At 72.3% G+C, this 16,777-nt stretch carries 14 protein-coding genes and 2 pseudogenes; 6 read left to right on the plus strand and 10 right to left on the minus strand.

Annotated features, from left to right (window positions below; all coding sequences use genetic code 11):
- Positions 1–397: 397 nt before the first annotated feature.
- Together A3IC_RS58590 and A3IC_RS69100 are read right to left on the minus strand one after the other, a co-directional pair.
- Positions 398–2,332 carry a DNA/RNA helicase domain-containing protein gene (locus A3IC_RS58590; protein ID WP_020555063.1) on the minus strand — a complete coding sequence of 645 codons (1,935 nt, stop codon included), beginning with the start codon at positions 2,330–2,332 and terminating at the stop codon, positions 398–400.
- A 952-nt stretch (positions 2,333–3,284) separates the two neighbouring features.
- Entirely contained in the window at positions 3,285–3,800 is a 516-nt protein-coding gene (locus tag A3IC_RS69100) for a hypothetical protein (protein WP_158696230.1), read from the minus strand.
- A gap of 12 nt (positions 3,801–3,812) precedes the next feature.
- Here A3IC_RS69100 and A3IC_RS69105 point away from each other — a divergent pair, with 12 nt between their 5' ends.
- Positions 3,813–4,235 carry a hypothetical protein gene (locus tag A3IC_RS69105; protein WP_211232330.1) on the plus strand — a complete coding sequence of 141 codons (423 nt, stop codon included), beginning with the start codon at positions 3,813–3,815 and terminating at the stop codon, positions 4,233–4,235.
- A 261-nt stretch (positions 4,236–4,496) separates the two neighbouring features.
- Positions 4,497–4,892, plus strand: coding sequence for a hypothetical protein (locus A3IC_RS0136680; protein WP_020555066.1), 396 nt, complete (start codon positions 4,497–4,499; stop codon positions 4,890–4,892).
- A 71-nt stretch (positions 4,893–4,963) separates the two neighbouring features.
- On the opposite strand, the gene A3IC_RS0136685 is transcribed toward A3IC_RS0136680, so the two are convergent.
- From A3IC_RS0136685 to A3IC_RS0136720, 7 genes and pseudogenes are all read right to left on the minus strand, one after another.
- Positions 4,964–6,019, minus strand: a complete 1,056-nt coding sequence (locus A3IC_RS0136685) for a Gfo/Idh/MocA family protein (RefSeq protein ID WP_020555067.1) — start codon at positions 6,017–6,019, stop codon at positions 4,964–4,966.
- The gene (locus A3IC_RS0136690) at positions 6,016–7,125 is read right to left on the minus strand and encodes a DegT/DnrJ/EryC1/StrS family aminotransferase (protein WP_020555068.1); all 1,110 of its coding nucleotides are present in this window, start codon (positions 7,123–7,125) and stop codon (positions 6,016–6,018) included. Before A3IC_RS0136690 ends, A3IC_RS0136685 begins: the two co-directional genes overlap by 4 nt.
- Positions 7,126–7,178: 53 nt before the next feature.
- Positions 7,179–7,688, minus strand: coding sequence for an NUDIX domain-containing protein (locus tag A3IC_RS0136695; RefSeq protein WP_020555069.1), 510 nt, complete (start codon positions 7,686–7,688; stop codon positions 7,179–7,181).
- Positions 7,689–7,772: 84 nt separating this feature from the next.
- Positions 7,773–8,630 (minus strand): phosphopantetheine-binding protein, encoded by an 858-nt coding sequence (locus A3IC_RS58595; protein WP_020555070.1) that lies wholly within the window; start codon positions 8,628–8,630, stop codon positions 7,773–7,775.
- Complete coding sequence (locus A3IC_RS0136705; protein WP_020555071.1) at positions 8,627–8,887, minus strand: hypothetical protein; 261 nt, start codon at positions 8,885–8,887, stop codon at positions 8,627–8,629. Before A3IC_RS0136705 ends, A3IC_RS58595 begins: the two co-directional genes overlap by 4 nt.
- 113 nt (positions 8,888–9,000) lie before the next feature.
- A pseudogene (locus A3IC_RS73755) lies at positions 9,001–10,026 on the minus strand (FAD-dependent oxidoreductase); the annotation flags it as partial.
- On the minus strand, positions 10,019–10,942 hold the full coding sequence (locus A3IC_RS0136720) for a TauD/TfdA family dioxygenase (RefSeq protein WP_020555074.1): 924 nt from the start codon (positions 10,940–10,942) through the stop codon (positions 10,019–10,021). The gene A3IC_RS0136720 and the pseudogene A3IC_RS73755, both read right to left, overlap by 8 nt.
- Positions 10,943–11,130: 188 nt before the next feature.
- Here A3IC_RS0136720 and A3IC_RS73760 point away from each other — a divergent pair.
- A pseudogene (locus A3IC_RS73760) lies at positions 11,131–11,262 on the plus strand (helix-turn-helix domain-containing protein); the annotation flags it as partial.
- 2,481 nt (positions 11,263–13,743) lie between these two features.
- On the opposite strand, the gene A3IC_RS66985 reads toward A3IC_RS73760, so the two are convergent.
- Positions 13,744–13,974 (minus strand): hypothetical protein, encoded by a 231-nt coding sequence (locus A3IC_RS66985; protein ID WP_158696231.1) that lies wholly within the window; start codon positions 13,972–13,974, stop codon positions 13,744–13,746.
- A 432-nt stretch (positions 13,975–14,406) separates the two neighbouring features.
- On the opposite strand from A3IC_RS66985, the gene A3IC_RS63115 reads away from it, so the two are divergent.
- The 3 genes from A3IC_RS63115 to A3IC_RS0136750 all read left to right on the plus strand — a co-directional run bounded on the left by A3IC_RS63115 (position 14,407) and on the right by A3IC_RS0136750 (position 16,770).
- Positions 14,407–15,291 (plus strand): hypothetical protein, encoded by an 885-nt coding sequence (locus A3IC_RS63115; protein ID WP_020555079.1) that lies wholly within the window; start codon positions 14,407–14,409, stop codon positions 15,289–15,291.
- Positions 15,292–15,397: 106 nt separating this feature from the next.
- Positions 15,398–15,751 carry a hypothetical protein gene (locus A3IC_RS0136745; protein WP_158696232.1) on the plus strand — a complete coding sequence of 118 codons (354 nt, stop codon included), beginning with the start codon at positions 15,398–15,400 and terminating at the stop codon, positions 15,749–15,751.
- Complete coding sequence (locus A3IC_RS0136750) at positions 15,748–16,770, plus strand: MinD/ParA family ATP-binding protein (RefSeq protein WP_020555081.1); 1,023 nt, start codon at positions 15,748–15,750, stop codon at positions 16,768–16,770. The genes A3IC_RS0136745 and A3IC_RS0136750 overlap by 4 nt, the downstream gene beginning before the upstream one ends.
- Positions 16,771–16,777 lie beyond the last annotated feature (7 nt).

The following is a 16,777-nucleotide window of genomic DNA, read 5'->3' on the forward strand; positions in this document are numbered from 1 at the left end:
ACGAGCCGATGCGATGACGGTGAACTTGAGGCCACACGTATCCGGATCCTCGACGCGCGGCAGAACAGGGGACGCGGACCCCGGCCGCCCGCCGTTCGTACCCGCAACAACCCCTCGACGCCGACCGACGTCCACGACCGACGACCCACGACACGTGTTCGATCACCATGGAGCCCGGGCCGTGCGCAAGTTCCGGGGATCGCACGGCCGGCCCCGGGCCTTCACCGCGACGAGGAACGATCCTGTCTCGTGGTGGCGTGGCTGTCCGGCGTCGGGAACGAGGACGTTCGAAGGTCGTCGGAACGTAGCCCTCGACGGCATCGCTCCACCGAATCGTCGCCGTTTACGCCGACCGCGCCACTTGGTGCCGGGGATGTTCCGGGCGCGCGCGAAATTGTCATTGTTGCGGGGTCGCGACTGGGTGCCGGGGTGCACCTTCCTCCGGGTCCCGTACATCCTCGTGCCGGGGCATAAGCGTTTTCAGGTACGCCTGTGTCTGCGGATCCGTGGAGTACAGCCGGGTGCCGAGGATGCCGCGGGTGGCGAGTACGCGGTAGGTGTTGAGGGCGTACGGCAGGTACTGCTCGGCGGTGAGGTTCTTCATGACGGGGTCGCGGCTGTGCTCGGGGCGGGCGCGCCAGCCGTCCGGAGCGTGGACCAGGTCGGGGCCTATGATGACGGCGGAGTATTCGTACTCCATGCCCTGGGCGGTGTAGATGCAGCCGACCTGGAACCGCCCGCCCGGATCGGTGGCCCAGAACACCCGACCGGGGACGTCCTGGTGTGCGTTCGTGGAGAACCCGCTGTTCCATGGGCGATCCCAGCGATGTTCTCCGTCGGTGTCGGTCCAGGTGATCGACACGTCCGGGGCCAGTGGGGGACGCGTGGCGCGTGTCCATGTCCAACAGAATCCGGCGCTTATCCGGGCGATGGGGCCGTTCCCGCCCTCGTCGCGCGCCGCGGTCCAAGAGTCGAGTTGGTCCGGGGATTCGGCGAGGGCGAGATCGTAGTCTTCGTCGCCGCCCGGCCACCGGTGGGCACGGCCGTCGCGGTCGAAGAGGGCGTCGACCCATTCCTGGTACATCCGGGAGCCGCCACATCGGAACTGTGCGACGAGGTCGACGAGTTCGAAGTGGCGGCCTTCCCGGGTGGCGAGTGCCCGGAGTTCGTCTACCGTGACGCCTTCGTCGGGTCGGATGATCTGACGTTCGTCCAGGAAGAAGACGGTCGCGGCGCACCGCTGGATCATCGCCTCGAGGACGCCGCCGTCGCGGCGGATCCGGTGTGCCTCGTCGAGCAGGACGATGCTGTGCTCGCGGGTGAGCCCCGAGGGGAGGCCGGAGGCCAGGGTGGCGACCAGTCCGGTGGCGTCGGGGCCGAGGGAGCGCAGGAGTTGTTGGGTGACGGCACCCGAGGGGGACATGAGCCGGGGGTTGGCGTTCTCGCGGGCGCACAGGTCGGCGAGTACTCGGGTGGCGATGGCGGTCTTGCCCGTACCGGGGCCTCCCGTGACCACGACGACCGAACCGTTGGGACGGAGCGGGTCGTGGCCGGCCAGGCGCGCGATGCTCTGCCGGGCGATGTCCTGCTCCTCGAGGAGTTGAAAACGGTCGTGTGTCGCGATCGTGCCGCGTACGCGGTTCAGGAGTTTGCGCGAGGGCCGGTATTGCCCGTTCAGGAACTGCGACAGGCGGCCTTCGGCGGCCGAGAGCCGTGTGGGGAAGGCGAAGTTCGGAAAGATCTGCCCCATCAGGCGGCCCGCGGCCAGGTCGCCGTTGCCCAGCAGGGGGAAGTCGGCGCTGGGGCCGCTGGCGACCTGGCGTCGGAGGCCCTGGACGAGATCGTCTGGGGCGTTGTGCAGGAGTGCGGTGCCATACACGTCCAGTGAGAGGGCGGGATCCGCCCAGTTCCGGAGGTAGTTCACGTAGGTTCCGACCTGACGTCCGGGATGCTGCACCTGCCGTCCGGAGACCTCCACCAGGCCCGGCATGCGAGGGACGGGAGCCGCGTGCGACCACTGCTTCAGCTCTATGACCAGTGCCGTGATGCCGTGGGCAGGGATGGTCCGCCGCCCCAGGACCAGGGCGTCCAGGCGCAGTTGGGTACCCGGCAGTTCGTACTCGAGGAGAAGGTGCAGGTCGCCCAACCCCGCGTCGACGAGCGCGGTCAGCAGCGGCGGCCAACTGTTCTCCCAGCTGCTTCGTTCCGATGCGCCGACCGGCCGGCGATGAATGCGCTGGAACTCCCGCGCGGCGTCGGTTACGAGATCGGAGATCGCCTGCTGGGCCGCCTCGGTGACCGTTCCGCTGAAGACACTTCTCCGGGCACTCATGGAGACGTTGTCTACCAGGAAGTCCGGCGGATCGCTTACCGCACATCGCCGGGAGGAAGGACGTTGCGGGGCGACGGTTGCCGCGAGGTGTCGGACTAGGCTCTCCGGTATGACACGCGACGTGATCAAGTGTGGCGTATCAATCAGGCAAGGCGTTGCCTGATTAACTCGAACTTTGGTAACGGAATGATAATGCTCGTGTGAACCCGCAGGTCGGGAAGGAAAGTTCCCACGCGAGTGGGGGTGAGCCGCTGTGCCCGGAGCACGCCGACAAGATCCGGCGGAAGTCCCCACGCGAGTGGGGGTGAGCCGTGGTTCATCGGCTTCTCGTGCTTCCTGATCAAGAAGTCCCCACGCGAGTGGGGGGTGAGCCGAGTGGAGGAGGCGGCGACGGCACCCGTCTCGCGAAGTCCCCACGCGAGTGGGGTGAGCCGGTTCGGGCGCTGTGCCTGGAGTACGCGTTGGGAAGCTGCGTGGTCTCCACCCAGCGGCTGTTGGCGGTGGGGTAGGTACTGGTGCGTCAGGGGGTTCCCCGGGCTGGAAGCGTCGTCGACGGCGTCGTCTCGCGCCGATCGTCAGGTCTACCTGATACGGGCCGCGTCGACCCCACCGCCCCAATCCGGCCGGAGAAGCGCTGGGAATCCAACTGCGGTGATCACTGGGAGTCTTGATAGGGTCACGGAGTCGATCCACGCGGGGGCGCCATGAGACGACGACGTTCCGCAGTCATATCCGGCCTGATCCTGGCGGCAACGCTGGTGGCCGGATGCAGCGACGACGGAGACGGGGGCGGGATCCAAGGGCGTCCGGCCTCGCCCGACCAGACCGCAGCCGGGAACTCTGCCGCGCCGAAACCCGATTCCGGACGCCTGTTCGAGAGGGGGACCGTGACGGTGATGTGGTGCGACGGACCAGCCGGGGGCTTGAGCACGTTCGGGGCCGTGCTCGCCTCCTACAGGACGACCGATGGCGGGATCGCCGCGCAGCGCCAGGTCTCATTTCCCTCCGAGAGCACGCCGGAGTACGTGTGCGGCGCCTCCGGCGCGGTTCGATCGCAGCAGCAGGTGCGGCAGTTGTTCAACAAGGACTTCACGTTACTCGCCGGGGTGGTGCGCGGGGCGAACGGCCAGGGCCGCCAGGCCATCGCGCTCGACCTCGCGTCCGGGCGGGTCATCGGCCCACGGCCGGATCCCGACGCGTTCGGCGTTGCGCCCCAGCACTTCTCGCCCGCGTTCCAGCCGGGCACCGACATCCTGTGGTACCAGGACCAGGACGAGCGCATCCGCTCGCGTGACGCCCGCACGCCGCAGGCGCCCGAGACGGATCGCGGGCTCTCCGTGAACGGCGGATTCATGTTCGGCGGGCCGGACGGCACGATGGTGTGGACCCCGCTGTCCTGGTCGATGGTCAGCGCCTCGGCCGAGGCTGTCTCACCCGCAGGCACCGTCGCCGCCGTGTTCAGTGACACCTACGGATGCGCTTGGTCCGCAACGGGCAGGAGGGCCCGGTCGGTCCGAAGGTGGGGGCGCCCAGCTACTACGGGGACAAGGCGCTCCCGGGCGGCGACAGCGTCCCGTCCGGGTGCTCACCGCGGTTCTGGACCGCGCCCACGGTGCTGGTATGCGGCAACGCCCGCACTCTTGCCCGTGTGACCTTCACATCCGACTTCGCCTCGATCTCGGCTGTTGAGAACCTGCTGCCCGCCAACGATCGCACCAACAGCGAAGCGATCCTGTCCGTCGACGGCCACACCGCCTACTTCGTCTCCCAGGCAGGAACTGGCACCCCGGCCCTGTACCGACTCCCCCTGGACACTCCGGGCTCGGCGCCCGCCAAGGTCGCCGACCTGATCGGGCCAGCCAACGCACGCAGCGCGCAACTCCGCCTGCTCGCCGCGCAATAGCGCCTGCCGACGGGCGCCGGGCGAAGCAGGCCTGGGGATGCGGCAGTCGTCATGTTGTCGGCGCGCCGACCCCACTCCGGGGACTGCCTCGGGATGGTAAGGCCTCTCCGTAGTACTCGCCGAAAAAACACCGGATTTCGCTGACCTGCACTTATGCGCGTCGATGCGGGCCGAGGCAGTCGGCGAGTGTCTGTCGTCGGCGGGTCGTGACTTCCGTGAAGTTCCTCCTGTCGGCTCGTGGACGCTATTCCGATCCACGGCGTGAACACGCCACAGTTGCCCCCGCCCGTCGACGCGCCCGAACTCCTGAAGGTGTTCGAGGTGTTGGGGCTCCGGTTCAGCACCGGTCCTGCCGCGGGCAAGCAGGAAAATCTGGTCCTGAGCCTGTCCCACGGGTTGATCGGCGCCGCCGAGCAGCACGCCATGCGCGCGGAACAGGCGGCCCGGGCGGTCGGGACGACGATCGAGGACATCGGCACGGCCACCGGCCAGGCGTTCGAGGCGGCCGGGTGTCGAAGCGCCGGCGACGACATCGCGTTGTTGTCGTGGCTGGCCCAGCGTCAGGCCCAGGCCGTCGGTCAGGTCAACGCGACCAACGAACCGGACGAGTTGACCGGGTACCGGCCGCTACGGGCCAGGCGCCCCGAACGGCCATGACGGGGAGCGGCCGGTCGGCGGTCGTGCGCGTGAAGCCCGCCGCGTCGGAAGAGGGTGTGCGATCCCCGCGTTCAGCCGGGCGTGCTCACCGGGACCGCGAACGAACCGGAGAACGGCTCGTCGGTCATCGGGTCCGGGATCGGGACCGTCGTGCCGGTGCGTGCGGCTTCGGCGGTGGCGTGGGCGGTCAGGACGATCCGCAGGGCGCCGCGCAGGTCGCCGGGGTGTCGGTCGCGTCCGGTGATCATGTCGCGGAAGGCTTCGTGTTCGGCGACCAGGGGTTCCTTCTTGGGGATGGCGTATCGGGTGACGTCGCCTTCGGTGACGCCGCGGAACGCGCTGAGGGCCTCCCACTCGTGGGGGGTTCGGCCGTTGGCCCAGTAGGTGAGGTCGGCGGTGAGGGTGTCGGCGACCAGGCATCCGTGGTCGCCGGTGACGATGGTGGTGCGGCTCTTCATCGGGGAGATCCAGTTGACCTGGTGGTGGGTGATGGTGCCGTCGTCGAGTTGGCCGAGGGCGGCGAGGAGGTCTTCGTGGGGGCGGCCGCTGCGGTGGGCGGTGCGGGCGGCGATCGAGGTGTAGGGGTGGCCGGTGACCCAGGCGGTGAGGTCGAGGTCGTGGGTGGCGAGGTCGTGGATGACGCCGACGTCGGTGATCCGGGCGGGGTAGGGGCCGGCGCGACGGGTGCCGACCTCGAAGACGTCGCCGAGTTGGCCGTCCTCCAGGCGCGCGCGGAGCGCGATGAGCGCCGGGTTGAAGCGTTCGATGTAGCCGACGCGGGCCGGCACCCCGGCCGTGTGGAAGGCGTTGACGATGCGGCGGGCCGCGCGCGGGGTCGCGGCGAGCGGCTTCTCGACGAGGGTCGGGATACCCGCGGCGGCAAGGCGGACCGCGAGGGCTTCGTGCAGGAGCGTGGGGCAGGCCAGGACCGCGTAGTCGACGCCCAGGTTCGTGAGGGCGTCGAGGTCCGCGAAGAGGGGGATGCCCTCGGCGGCGCGGTGGAGGTCGCCGGCGGGGTCGACGGCCGCGACGAGGTCGACGCCGTCGAGCCTGCGGAGCACGCGGGCGTGCAGGCGGCCCATGCGTCCGAGGCCGACGACGGCGGCGCGCAGGGTGTGCCTGGTCATGTCGTGGCCTTCTTTCCCCGGGCCAGGGCGGTGACGGCGCCGGCGATGCGGTCGAGATCGGATTCGCTCAGGTGCGGGTGGACGGGCAGGGACAAAACCTCGGCGGCCGCGCGGTCGCTGTGCGGGAGATCGAGGGCGGCCCGGTAGGCGGGCGAGCGGTGGAGCGGGACGGGGTAGTGCACCGCGTTGCCGATCCCGAGCGCGGACAGCTCCTCGGCGAACTCGTCGCGGGACAGGGCCGCTTCGCGCACGCGGATCGTGTACTGGTGGCGGACGTGTCGTGCGCCGGGCGCGGTCCACGTGGTGATGATGCCGGGGACGTCGGCGAGGGCGGCGTCGAGGCGGTCCGCGTTGCGGCGGCGGGCCGTCGTCCGCTCGTCCAGGCGGCGGAGTTGGCTGCGGGCGATGGCGGCGTTGACGTCGCTCATCCGGGCGTTGGTGCCCACGCGTTCGTGCCGGTAGCGCTCCTGCGCGCCGTGGTTGCGCAGCAGCCGCAGGGCGCGGGCGAGTTCGGGGTCGGCGGTGGCGACGAGGCCACCTTCGACGGCCTGCATGTTCTTGGTCGGGTAGAAGCTGAACGCGGCGGCGTCGCCGAAGCCGCCGACCGGGCGTCCGTCGAGGACGGCGGCGTGGGCCTGAGCGGCGTCTTCGACCAGGGCCAGGCCGCGCCGGCGGGCGAGCGGCACCAGGTCGTGCATGGCGGCAGGGTGTCCGTACAGGTGGACGGGCAGCAGCGCGGCGGTACGCGGCCCGATCGCGGCCGCCGCGGAGGCGGCGTCGAGGCAGAAGGTGCGCGGGTCGATGTCGGCGAAGACGCAGTCGGCGCCGGTCAGGCGTACGGCCGCGGCGGTGCCGGCGAAGGTGAACGCGGGCAGGACGACCTCGTCGCCGGTGCCGATGCCCAGCGCGAGGAGGCTCAGCCACAGCGCAGAGGTACCGGAGTTGACGGCGACGCACTCGCGGCCGTCGACCAGGGTGGCGAACTCGACCTCGAAAGCGGCGACTTCGGGGCCCTGGACGAGCCGGCAGCCGCGCAGGACGCGCAGGGCTGCGGTGATGTCCGCCTCGTCCAGTGTCGCGTGGGCGAGCGGGATGGGAGAGGTCACGGGGTGGTCCCTTCCGTGTCGGCGCCGGCCGGCACGGGGAACCCGGTGCACGGTCAGCGTTGGGGTGTCGCCGGATCCGATCCGTGGTGCAGGTAGGCGGTGGTGCCGCGGGCCAGCGCGTTCGCGCAGGCCCGCAGTCGGCGGGCCATGTGGGGGGCCATCAGGACGTCCCACTCGGCCGGTTCGGCGAGGTGCCAGGCCATGAGCTCACCGGCCGCGAGGTGGACGCGCGTCTGGGCGTCGGCTCGGGTGAGGGTGCCGCCGTCGAAGAGGTAGTTCGCCAGCGCGGGCCGACCGTCGGGTTGCGGGGGGACCCAGTCGACGACCAGGAGCCGGCCGGGGGCCAGGTCGAGGCCGAGTTCCTCCTTGATCTCGCGGTGCGCGGTGTCCCACGGGTATTCGCCGGCGTCCATGGCGCCGCCGGGGATCTCCCAGCGGCCGTCGCCGTAGGAGGGTTCGACGAGCAGGATCCGCCCGTCTTCGTCGTGGAGGATCGCGCCGGCGCCGCCGATGTGCTTGGGCAGGCCGGCGTAGTACTCGGCGGGGGGAAGGGGATGGCTCATGCCGCGTGAGGTTAGTGCCGTGCCGCCGTGGGTTTGCGGCGGCACGGGCGCTTGCGACAGGGGTGTGACAAAGCGGTGCGATCATCACCCGGCCGGGTGGTCCTCGATCAGGGTGTCGTCCCGGAGCCGGTGGGAGCGCGGGCAGGCGGGGCATCGCAGGGATTCGTCCAGGGTTCGGCCGCAGCGGCATACCCAGCCGCAGCGGCGGGCGGGGTTGCCCGCGACCAGGGCGTGGGCGGGGACATCGCGCACGACGACCGCGCCGATCGCGACCAGGGCGTGATCGCCGACGCGGATCCCGGGTGCGAGGACGGCGCCGGCGCCGATCGTGGCGCCTTGCCCGACGGTGACGGGCGCCCGGGTGAAGTCGGACGCGGTCTTGCGGTGCCCGTCCGGGGTGGTGGCCCGTGGGGCGGGGTCTTCCAGCAGAAGGGCGCCGGGGCAGATCATCGCCTCGTCGCCCACCGTCGCGCCGAAGATGTTCGCGTAGTTCCCGACCTTGACCCGATCGCCCAGGGTGCTGCCGGTGCCGACGAAGGCGCCCTTGCCGAGGGTGCAGTCGGCGCCGACGCTCGCGCCCGGGGCGATCTGGGCCTGGTGCCACATCCTGGTCGCCTCGCCCACGGTGGCTCCGGGGTCGGCCCAACCGGCGTTCACGGGTGCGGTGTTCGTCACGGGCGTGCTCCTTTCGGTCGCGAGGTGGTCGATCAGGTCGCGCAGGGTGCCGGCGTTCGCCAGGACGTGGTCGGGGACGTCTCGGCCGGTGGCGTTCTCGATCGCGACGGCGAGCGTCACTCGGTCCAGCGAATCGAAGCCGAGGTCGGCGAACGAGTCGGTCACGGTCACCGGGGTCACCGGGGTCACCGGGGTCACCGGGGTCGACGGGCGCATCGCGCGGACCGCGTCCAGGACGAGCACGGCAACGCGTTCGTTCGCGGTCACCGGCTCTTCTCCAGTCGCCGGGCGAGCGCGTACAGGGAGGGCACCGCCTCCACGACGGGCGCCGCGCGCCACAGGCGCCGCACGGCCGCCCCGCCGGCGGAGTCCTCCTCGCCGAGCGCGCGCAGGGACAAAGCGGCGAACGCGGCGAACTCCCGGGCTGCGGCGGGCGGCAGGTTGGCGCCGCCTTGGAGGAGGTGCTCGACGAGGGCCTCGCCCGCGCCCTCGTCCAGGACCTGCCCGATGGTCGGGGCGGGCATGGGACGCAGGGCCCGGTACGGGTGCGCGTCCAGGGTGCCGGGGTGGTGATCTCGTCCGCGATCAGCGCGGCGATCCGCGGGGCGAGGAGGATCCCGCAGCGGTAGGTCGCGGTCGCCAGCAGCAGCGACGCCTCGCGCGTGGGGCCGATCAGCGGGAGGTGATCCAGCGTGTACGGGCGCAGCCCCACGCGCGGCGACAGGAGTTCGGCCGACCCCAGCGCGGGATCGAGCAGGCCGGCGGCGTCCCCGGCCAGGACCGCGAGCTCGTCGAGCGTCGCCGGCCGGGAGGGATCCGGCGTGGTGGTGAGCCGGTTCGTCCCGCCCAGGTACACGCACCCGTCGTCGCGCGGCACCAGGTGGACCCCGCACGCGAACGCCGCGTTCGGCGTACGCACCACACGGTCCGCAGAAACGGCGGGCGCGTTCAGGGTCACCCCCACCCCGCGCCCGGCCAGGACCGGCGGCACCCCCAGGTCCCGGCCCGCCCCGGGCAGCAGCGACGCCGTCCCGGCGCCGGCCGCCAACACGATCCGGGACGCGCGAGCCCGGGTACCGTCCGCGCACGCGACCACGCCGACGCGCACCGAGACCGCCGCGGTGTCGAGCCACGCGCATCGGCGGTGACCGGAGACCGCGGCGGTGAGCGCGCGCATGAGCGCCCCGCTGTCGACGCGGGCCTCGGTCGGCAGCCACAACGCGCCCGCCGACGAGACGGGCACCTCAAGTCCCGGCACCTGACGGGCGTCGTGTTCCTCCACGGGATGCCCGGCACCGCGCGCCACCGCGGCGATGGCCGCCAGGTGCGCGGCCCGACCCGCCGGCGCCAGGACCCACGTGCCGGACACGGCGGGAACCTCGACGCCGCCGGCGGCCGCGATCCGCGCGAGCCAAGCCCCGTACATCCCGTGTGCCAGGACCCGCTCGCCGGTCTCGACCCGCGTGCGCTCGGCCGGGTGTCCGGGCTCGACCTCGGAGAACGTGGACAACATCGCGCCGGCCGCGCGGGTCGCCTGACCCACGTGGTCCCCGCTACGCGGGCCCACGACCGTCACCGCGATCCCGCGCTCCAGCAGGGCGAATGCCACGGCGAGCCCGACGACGCCCGTGCCCACGACCACCACATCGCCGCGCTCAACCATCGGAGCCCCCCACGGCCGTCGCCTGCGCGGGGGCGAGGGCGTCGAACGCGGCCTTGGCCTGCATGAGCATTCGCCTGCCGCCGTCGGGCAGCCCGCTCTGGTCGCCCAGCGGCGCGCGACCGTGCGCGGCCCGCCGCTGATCGCAGACGAGCAGTTGCCCCCGGCCGAGCGCGACCGCGCGGGTGTGCCGCGAAAGCGCCGCGTCGAAGCGCGTCAACGCGCCCGTGTCGCCCGCGTTGCGCGGGTCGTCGAGCATCTTGGCCGCCCACCGGATCCACGAAGGGTCCTCGCCCGCGTCGTCCAGGACGGGGAACGGCATCCGCGGCGCCCCGACACCGAGCAGGCCCTCGGCGCGTCCCTCGAAGTACACCGGACGTCGCAACTCCCGCGCGTCCGCCTCGGAGATCTCCCGAGCGGCGGCCCGCAGGTCGCCCACCAATGACGCCCCGCCGCCCGCCGGGTCCGGCCGCAGCACCAACAGCGCCGTGTAATCGGGCACCCGCTCGACGTTGGGCGCGTCCACGTGCAACCGGTTGTGACCGGTCCCGCCGAAGGAGCCCGGGTCCTTGTCGGCGGACGACTCCCCGCCGATCCACAGCCCCCGACCGCCCGGAACGGACAGGAACGGGCGGCCGATCGCGGCCAGCACTCCGGCGGCGGCCCGCTCCAACTCCTCGTCGCCCAGCCGGGCGGGCAACGCCAGCACCGCCCAGCCCGGCGCCCCGCCACGGGCCACCGACCGGGACAACCGGGCGACCACCGCCCGGCCCTCCCCTCCGGCGAGCACCCTCCGGGCCCTCTCGACGTTGCCGGCATCCCACAGATGCCCGTCCATGTCGGCCGTGCACGCGGCCACCAGCTTTCCGGCCAGCACGTGGGGTACCACCACGCGCACCGGGTCCTCGAACCGAGTCATCGTCAATTCCCCTCCATCGGCGGCGAATCCCGGCGCAAGCGCCGGGTGGACAAGACCCAGCAAAAGGCCAAAATCCGTGCCCGAGTTGCACAGATGTCGCACAGCCCGGGCCGCTAGCTTGGGGAGTGGGGCGGGCCGCCCTACCGTCGGGAAAGGTGAGGGCGATGCGGGACTTCCTGGAGGACCTGATGGGTGATCAGCCGCTCGGCACGGGAAACAACATCGCCGTCCTACGCAAGGCCGCCGGCCTCACCCAAGGGCAACTGGCCAACCGGGCGGCGATCAGCAAGAGCATGCTGTCCAAGGTCGAGGTTGGCGACCGCACCGCGAGCCACGCGCTGATCGCGGCCGTCGCCCGAGCCCTGCGCGTGCCCGTCCAACGCATCCACGGCCAGCCCTACCGCGACGAACCCACCGTCCCCGTGCGCATCGACGCGCTCCGCGACGCCCTGCGCGCCTGGGACCTGCCCACCGACGACACCACGCCCCGCCCCCTCGCCGACCTCGCGGCGGATGTCCGCGCCGCGCAGACCGACCGCCGCGACGGCCACTACGTCCGCCTGGCCGCGAACCTGCCCGCGCTCCTGGAGGAACTCGCCGCCGCCGCCCACGCCGCCACCGACGAGAACACCCGCCGCGCCCTGTTCGCGCTGTTGACGACCGGCTACTACTGCGCCCACGGACTCGCCTCCCGTCTGGGATACGGCGACCTCGCCGACGCCATCGACCCCAAACTCGCCTGGGCCGCGACCCGCGCCCACGACCCCCTCGCCGTCGCCCTCGCCGACTGGACCCGCAGCGCGTCCTTCCAGGGCCGCCGGCGACTACGACCACGGCCTGCAACTCCTGGACCGGGCACGAACAACCCTCGAAGGCGGCCCCGCCGACCGGGCCCACCCCGCGACGGTCACCGTCCTCGGCAGCCTGCATCTGCGCGCCGTCACCCTGGCCTCGCGCGCCAAGGACGCAGGCGAGACGACCCGGCAACTCGCCGCCGCCCAGCGCCTCGCCGACGGCTTCACCACCGAACAGCGCCACTACCAACTCACGTTCGGGCCCGCGAACTGCCGTATCCACCACGTCGCGGCCGAGGTCGAACTCGGTCGCCCCGCGGCCGCCGCGCACATCGCCGCCGGGTTCGAGCCACCCCCCGAGATCGCCCCCACCCGGGCCGGCCATCACTGGATCGACCTCGCCCGCGCCCACACCGACACCGGGAACGTCCGGGCCGCGCTCGACACCCTCTACCGGGCCCGCAAGACGGCTCCGGAACAGACCCGCTTCCACCCCATGGTCCGCGAGACCGCCCGCGTCCTCATCAGCCTGCACCGCAGGTCCAACCCCGACCTGACCCGCCTCGCCACCTGGCTCGGACTCACCCCCTGAACCGAACCGCGGTCGGGGCAACTCCCCGCCCCGGAGCGTCAGGTCGAGTGGGTCACCTTCGTGGTGATCGTGGCCGGCGGCGGTTGTGTTCGTCGTTCTCGGCGGTCACCCGCGCGGACGTCTCCTCGCCCAGTCGGACGTAGATGCCCAGGGTGGCGAGGTCTTGTGGCGGCTCTTGGCCTGGAGTTCGGCCCCGTGCGGCCCTTCGCGGCCAAATGTCGCAGACCGGAGTGCCGGAGCTGGTGCAGCGTCCAGCCCTTGCCGTGCGGGTCGTGGAGGGCGGAGGCGGTCTTGAACAGGTGCTCGGCGCGGGGGTAGGACAGGCGTCCGCGGCCGGTGGCGGGATCGATGTCGGCCAGGGCGGGCGCCCGCCGGCCCGAGGTGGGCGCGCGGCGCTCGGCGAGGAAGACCGGACCGGTGGCGCGGCCCCGGAGCAGGCGCGGCAGCAGCCGCGCGGTGGGGGTCTCCCAGTGGACGTACGCGAGGTTGCCGCCCTTCTCGACGACGTGGCCCGGCGGAACTCCGGGTCCAGGTCCGGCACGTCGAGTTGCAGGACCTCCTCCGCGCGGGCGCACGTCTCGTAGAGGAAGCGCCAGAACACCCGTTCGCGCAACGGGTTGCGGTCGTCGGCGAACAGCCGTTCCAGCCCGGCGCGGGGGATCGCCCGGCCATGACGGCCTCGACCTGCTCGCAGGACAGGTCGCCGGTGGGGAATGCGTCGCCGAGGAGGTCGCGGAGCCGGGCGAGGGTGCCCGCGTAGGTCGAGCGGGTGGTGGGCACCTCGCGGAAACGATCGAGGAAGTTGTCGACCGCGACGACCAGCGGCACACCGCTCCACCAAACTCAGAGCACCTCAGTCCGGCAGTGCTGCCGCGGTGTGGCAGCCGTAGCCCGGCACCCGACCAACGTGACCGGCCTGTTTTTGGCGCGACCTTGGTCGTCGGGCGGATGACTCGGCGGATTTCGGCTCGGAGTCGCGCCCTGGTGTGTTCGATCCCCGTTCCGTCCCGCAGAAAAGCGCCGGCCGGAGACCTGATGGCGTAAGGCGAGCGAGCAGGAACGGGGGGACCGAAGGGACCGAGCCCCCCATTCCTGTGACCGCGCGCGTGTGCGCGGGCGAGAGGTGCTTGTCATGGACGACTCATAAGCGGAAACTCGGTCCCTTCAGTCCCTGCCAGTCGATGGCGAGTATGTTGACCTGCGCTTTTTCATAGCGCGCCCAGCGACAGCCAGAGCGACGAACGGCACTTCGACGCCCCTGCGGCAGCCCCGCAGATGGTCGCCCTTCAGGTTCACCACACGCTGCCGTGCTCGCCCGACACGGCGGGCCACCATCCCGACGCAGCACGCGCTTCGTGCTCCGGGATCAGCTGCAGGGTGTGCTTGATGTCGGCGTTGCGGCGGACTTGGGCGCGTCAGTTGCGACAGGGCTCGCGGTAGAGGTCCGCGTGGACCTCGTCGCGGATTTCGATGCGGGCTTGGCGTACTTCGGGGCCGGCTGCGCAGTGCCGGGTGTGGGTGTGGCCGACGGCTTGGACGAGGTCGAGGCGCCGCAGCCCGCGCAGGCCGCCGAGGGCCTGGTCGCCGGTGAGGACTTCCTTCGGCCTGGTAGGTGGCGCGGCGCAGGGCATTCTCCGATTCCGCAACGCCGCATGGTGGTTCTCGGTGGCGAGACCGGCCGTTCCGACCGCCGATCTGCCGTGGTCTTCTCCCATCCCCATCCCCATCCCCATCCCCAACCCCCACACCCGCGCCCGCGCCCGCGCGCGTTCGGTGCGCGATCGATTCCCTTCGCTTCAACCGCGCCCGCCCGAGACACCCTCGCCGGTCCCTCGCCTCGACGTTGCCTGCGCGTCGCCCGGAGCCCTTTCCCTTCCCTGACCTGCGTTGATGTCGGAGCGGGCCAGACAACGGGCAAGGCCCCGCGGCCAACGTTCTCGGCATCGGCTACGGGAGGAGCAGCGGTGATCGAGACACGGAGCCAGGCGGGAAGTCGGGCACAGGACCGGGCGCAAGACCGGGTGCGGCCTCAGGCACAGGGGCGTACCGAGAGCCCGGCGCGTAGCGGATTCCGGAGCGTGTCGGGGGAGTTCGGTGGCAGGTTGCGCACCGGGGTGATCGGGCGGCTGAACGACGAGTGGGACGAGATCGCGTACGGCCTGCGCGGTGGGGACGCGTTGGCGTCCTGGTCGCGGGACTTCGCGGAGTTGGGGGCGTACGGCACGCTCGCGGAGCTTCAGCGGGGGATCAGCGCGGCGGCTCCGGTCGAGCAGGACGCGTTGTTGATCGCGTTGTTGGCGCTGGCGGACTCCGGGGTGGAGTTGGCGGGGCGGGTGTTGTTGCAGCAGATGTTGCCGCACGCGGTGCGGTTGGCGTCGGCGCGGCGGGGGCCGGGGCAGAGTTTCGACGACGCGGCCGGGCACGTTCTGGGGTGTCTGTACGAGGTCATTCGGGCCTATCCGTACCACCGGCGTACGGGGCGGGTCGCGGCGAATCTGGCCTGCGACACGCTGCACCGGGTCGTGTACGGGACGGGGGCGGGTCGTCGACGGGGGCACGTGACGCTCGTGCTGACGCCTGATCCGATTGGCGACACCGGGGTGTCGGCGCCGTTTCCGGCGTTGGAAAGGCGCCTGGACACCGGGGCGGCGTTGGCGCGCGGGGTGCGGTTGGGGGTGATCGACGCCTCGGATCCGGCGTTGCGGGACTGGCGGGTGGTGGGGCCGCACTCCGTCGACGCCGCGCGTGGGGATCTGATCGCGTTGTTGGTGGGCGCGGTGGAGGAGGGGGTCCTCACCGCGGAGCAGGCGCGGATGTTGGCGCAGGACTATCGCGAGTCGGCGCCGCCGGCGGCGGAGATCGCCGCGTCCCGGGGGATCTCGTACGCGTCGCTGCGGCAGCGGCACAGTCGCGCGGTGCGGCGGTTGCGGGAGGCCGGGCATGGCGCGCCGCGTGCCGCCTGAGATCGGTGGGCGCGGATTACCCGAGGTTGGCGGGCGCATGCCGGTCACAGCGCGGCGGGTGGGCGCACCTTCGTCGGTGTCCGTCCGGCGTAGCGGGGGAGTGGTGATGACCGAGCCGACGTGGTCGGTGCCAGGGGGGTTCGAGTCGGGTTCCTTCGAACCCGACGGGTTCGAGCCGGACTTCGGGCTCTCCAAGCAGGACGTCGACGGTCTGGATCCGGACGAGTTGTGTCTGGCGCGGGCTCGGCGGCAGGCGTACCGGATCGCGTATCGGCTGGTCACCGACCCGTTCGCGCCGGAGACGTTGAACGTGATGGAGGACTTCCTGGACGACGCCGGCGAGGTTCAGGCGTCGTACATGGCCGTCGCGGGTCGGGACGATCGCGAGTTGCGCAGTCGGCTGGACGACCTGACCTCGGTGCGACGGGCACGGCGACAGGGACGGGGGGAGGGATCGTGAGCGAGACGGTGTCCCTGGCGGGGCGGCGGACGGCACCGGTGCCGGAGAGGGGCTCGGCCGGTCCGGCGGAACGGGCGATCGGCGCGACGCCGCCCGCTCCGCCGCCCGCTCCGCCGCCCGCTCCGCCGGACGGACCGTCGGTGTCGCCGAACGCCCCGGCCGCCGGTGGAACCCGCCAGGTTCCCAAGGGCCTGCCGATGTCCGCGTGCACCCACGCGGTGTGGACGGCGATGGCGAGGCTGCCCGCCCGGGCCCCGGTAGTGGCGCTGACCTCGCCCGCCGGGGGCGTGGGGGTGTCGACGGTGACCGCCGCGCTCGGGGCGTTGCTGGCGCTCGCGGCGCCGCGAGCGGCTCCGCCGTTGGCGATCGACGCCGGTACCCGGGCGTGGAGCGGGCTTCCGGCGCGGGTGGGGCCGCCGTGCGAGGCGACGTTCAACGACCTGCTCGCGCGGGAGGGGTTGGAGGCGATGCCCCACCACGAGGCGCGGGCGTTCACGCAACAGGGTCCGACGGGGCTGGAGATGCTCGCCGGCGAGACCCGACCGGGAGGTGACGGGACGCGTCCGCCGATGACGGCGGGGGCGCTGTACCGAGTCCTCACCCGTGTGCGCGGCGCGTATCCGTTGGTCCTGGTGGACGCGCCGGCCGCCGGGGACGCGGTGTGTGAGCAGGCGTTGCGGCGCTCGACGACGGCCGTGCTGGTGGCGCGGGCGAGCGGCGACGGGACCGAGCACGCGCTGGCGTTCCTGGCCTGGTTGCGCTCGCTGGGCCACGACCGGCTCGTGGACGGCGCGGTGGTGGTGGTCAACGAAGTCGCGCCGAATCCGCCGCGCGAGGTGCGGGCGGGGGAGCGGGTGCTGGCGCGGCAGGTGCGGGCGGTCGTGCGACTGCCGTACGACCGCGAGTTGGCCAAGCCGGAGCCGGTGCGTCCGATGGCGCTGGGCAAGGCCGCCCGCGGCGCGCTCTTGGAGATCGCCGCCGCGGTGGTGGCGGCTTGGGAATCGACCACGTCCGCGTAGGCGGACC

Source organism: Embleya scabrispora DSM 41855 (assembly GCF_000372745.1).
In the GTDB taxonomy this organism is placed as follows: Bacteria; Actinomycetota; Actinomycetes; order Streptomycetales; family Streptomycetaceae; genus Embleya; species Embleya scabrispora.

Bases quoted from the DNA above. Each gene is read 5' to 3' on its own strand.
- A3IC_RS0136705 (WP_020555071.1), bottom strand. From the start codon at position 8,887: ATGCCCGCCCCGACCATCGGGCAGGTCCTGGACGAGGGCGCGGGCGAG.
- A3IC_RS0136720 (WP_020555074.1), bottom strand. From the start codon at position 10,942: ATGACTCGGTTCGAGGACCCGGTGCGCGTGGTGGTACCCCACGTGCTG.
- A3IC_RS0136685 (WP_020555067.1), bottom strand. From the start codon at position 6,019: ATGACCAGGCACACCCTGCGCGCCGCCGTCGTCGGCCTCGGACGCATG.
- A3IC_RS58590 (WP_020555063.1), bottom strand. From the start codon at position 2,332: ATGAGTGCCCGGAGAAGTGTCTTCAGCGGAACGGTCACCGAGGCGGCC.
- A3IC_RS0136745 (WP_158696232.1), top strand. From the start codon at position 15,398: ATGACCGAGCCGACGTGGTCGGTGCCAGGGGGGTTCGAGTCGGGTTCC.
- A3IC_RS0136695 (WP_020555069.1), bottom strand. From the start codon at position 7,688: ATGAGCCATCCCCTTCCCCCCGCCGAGTACTACGCCGGCCTGCCCAAG.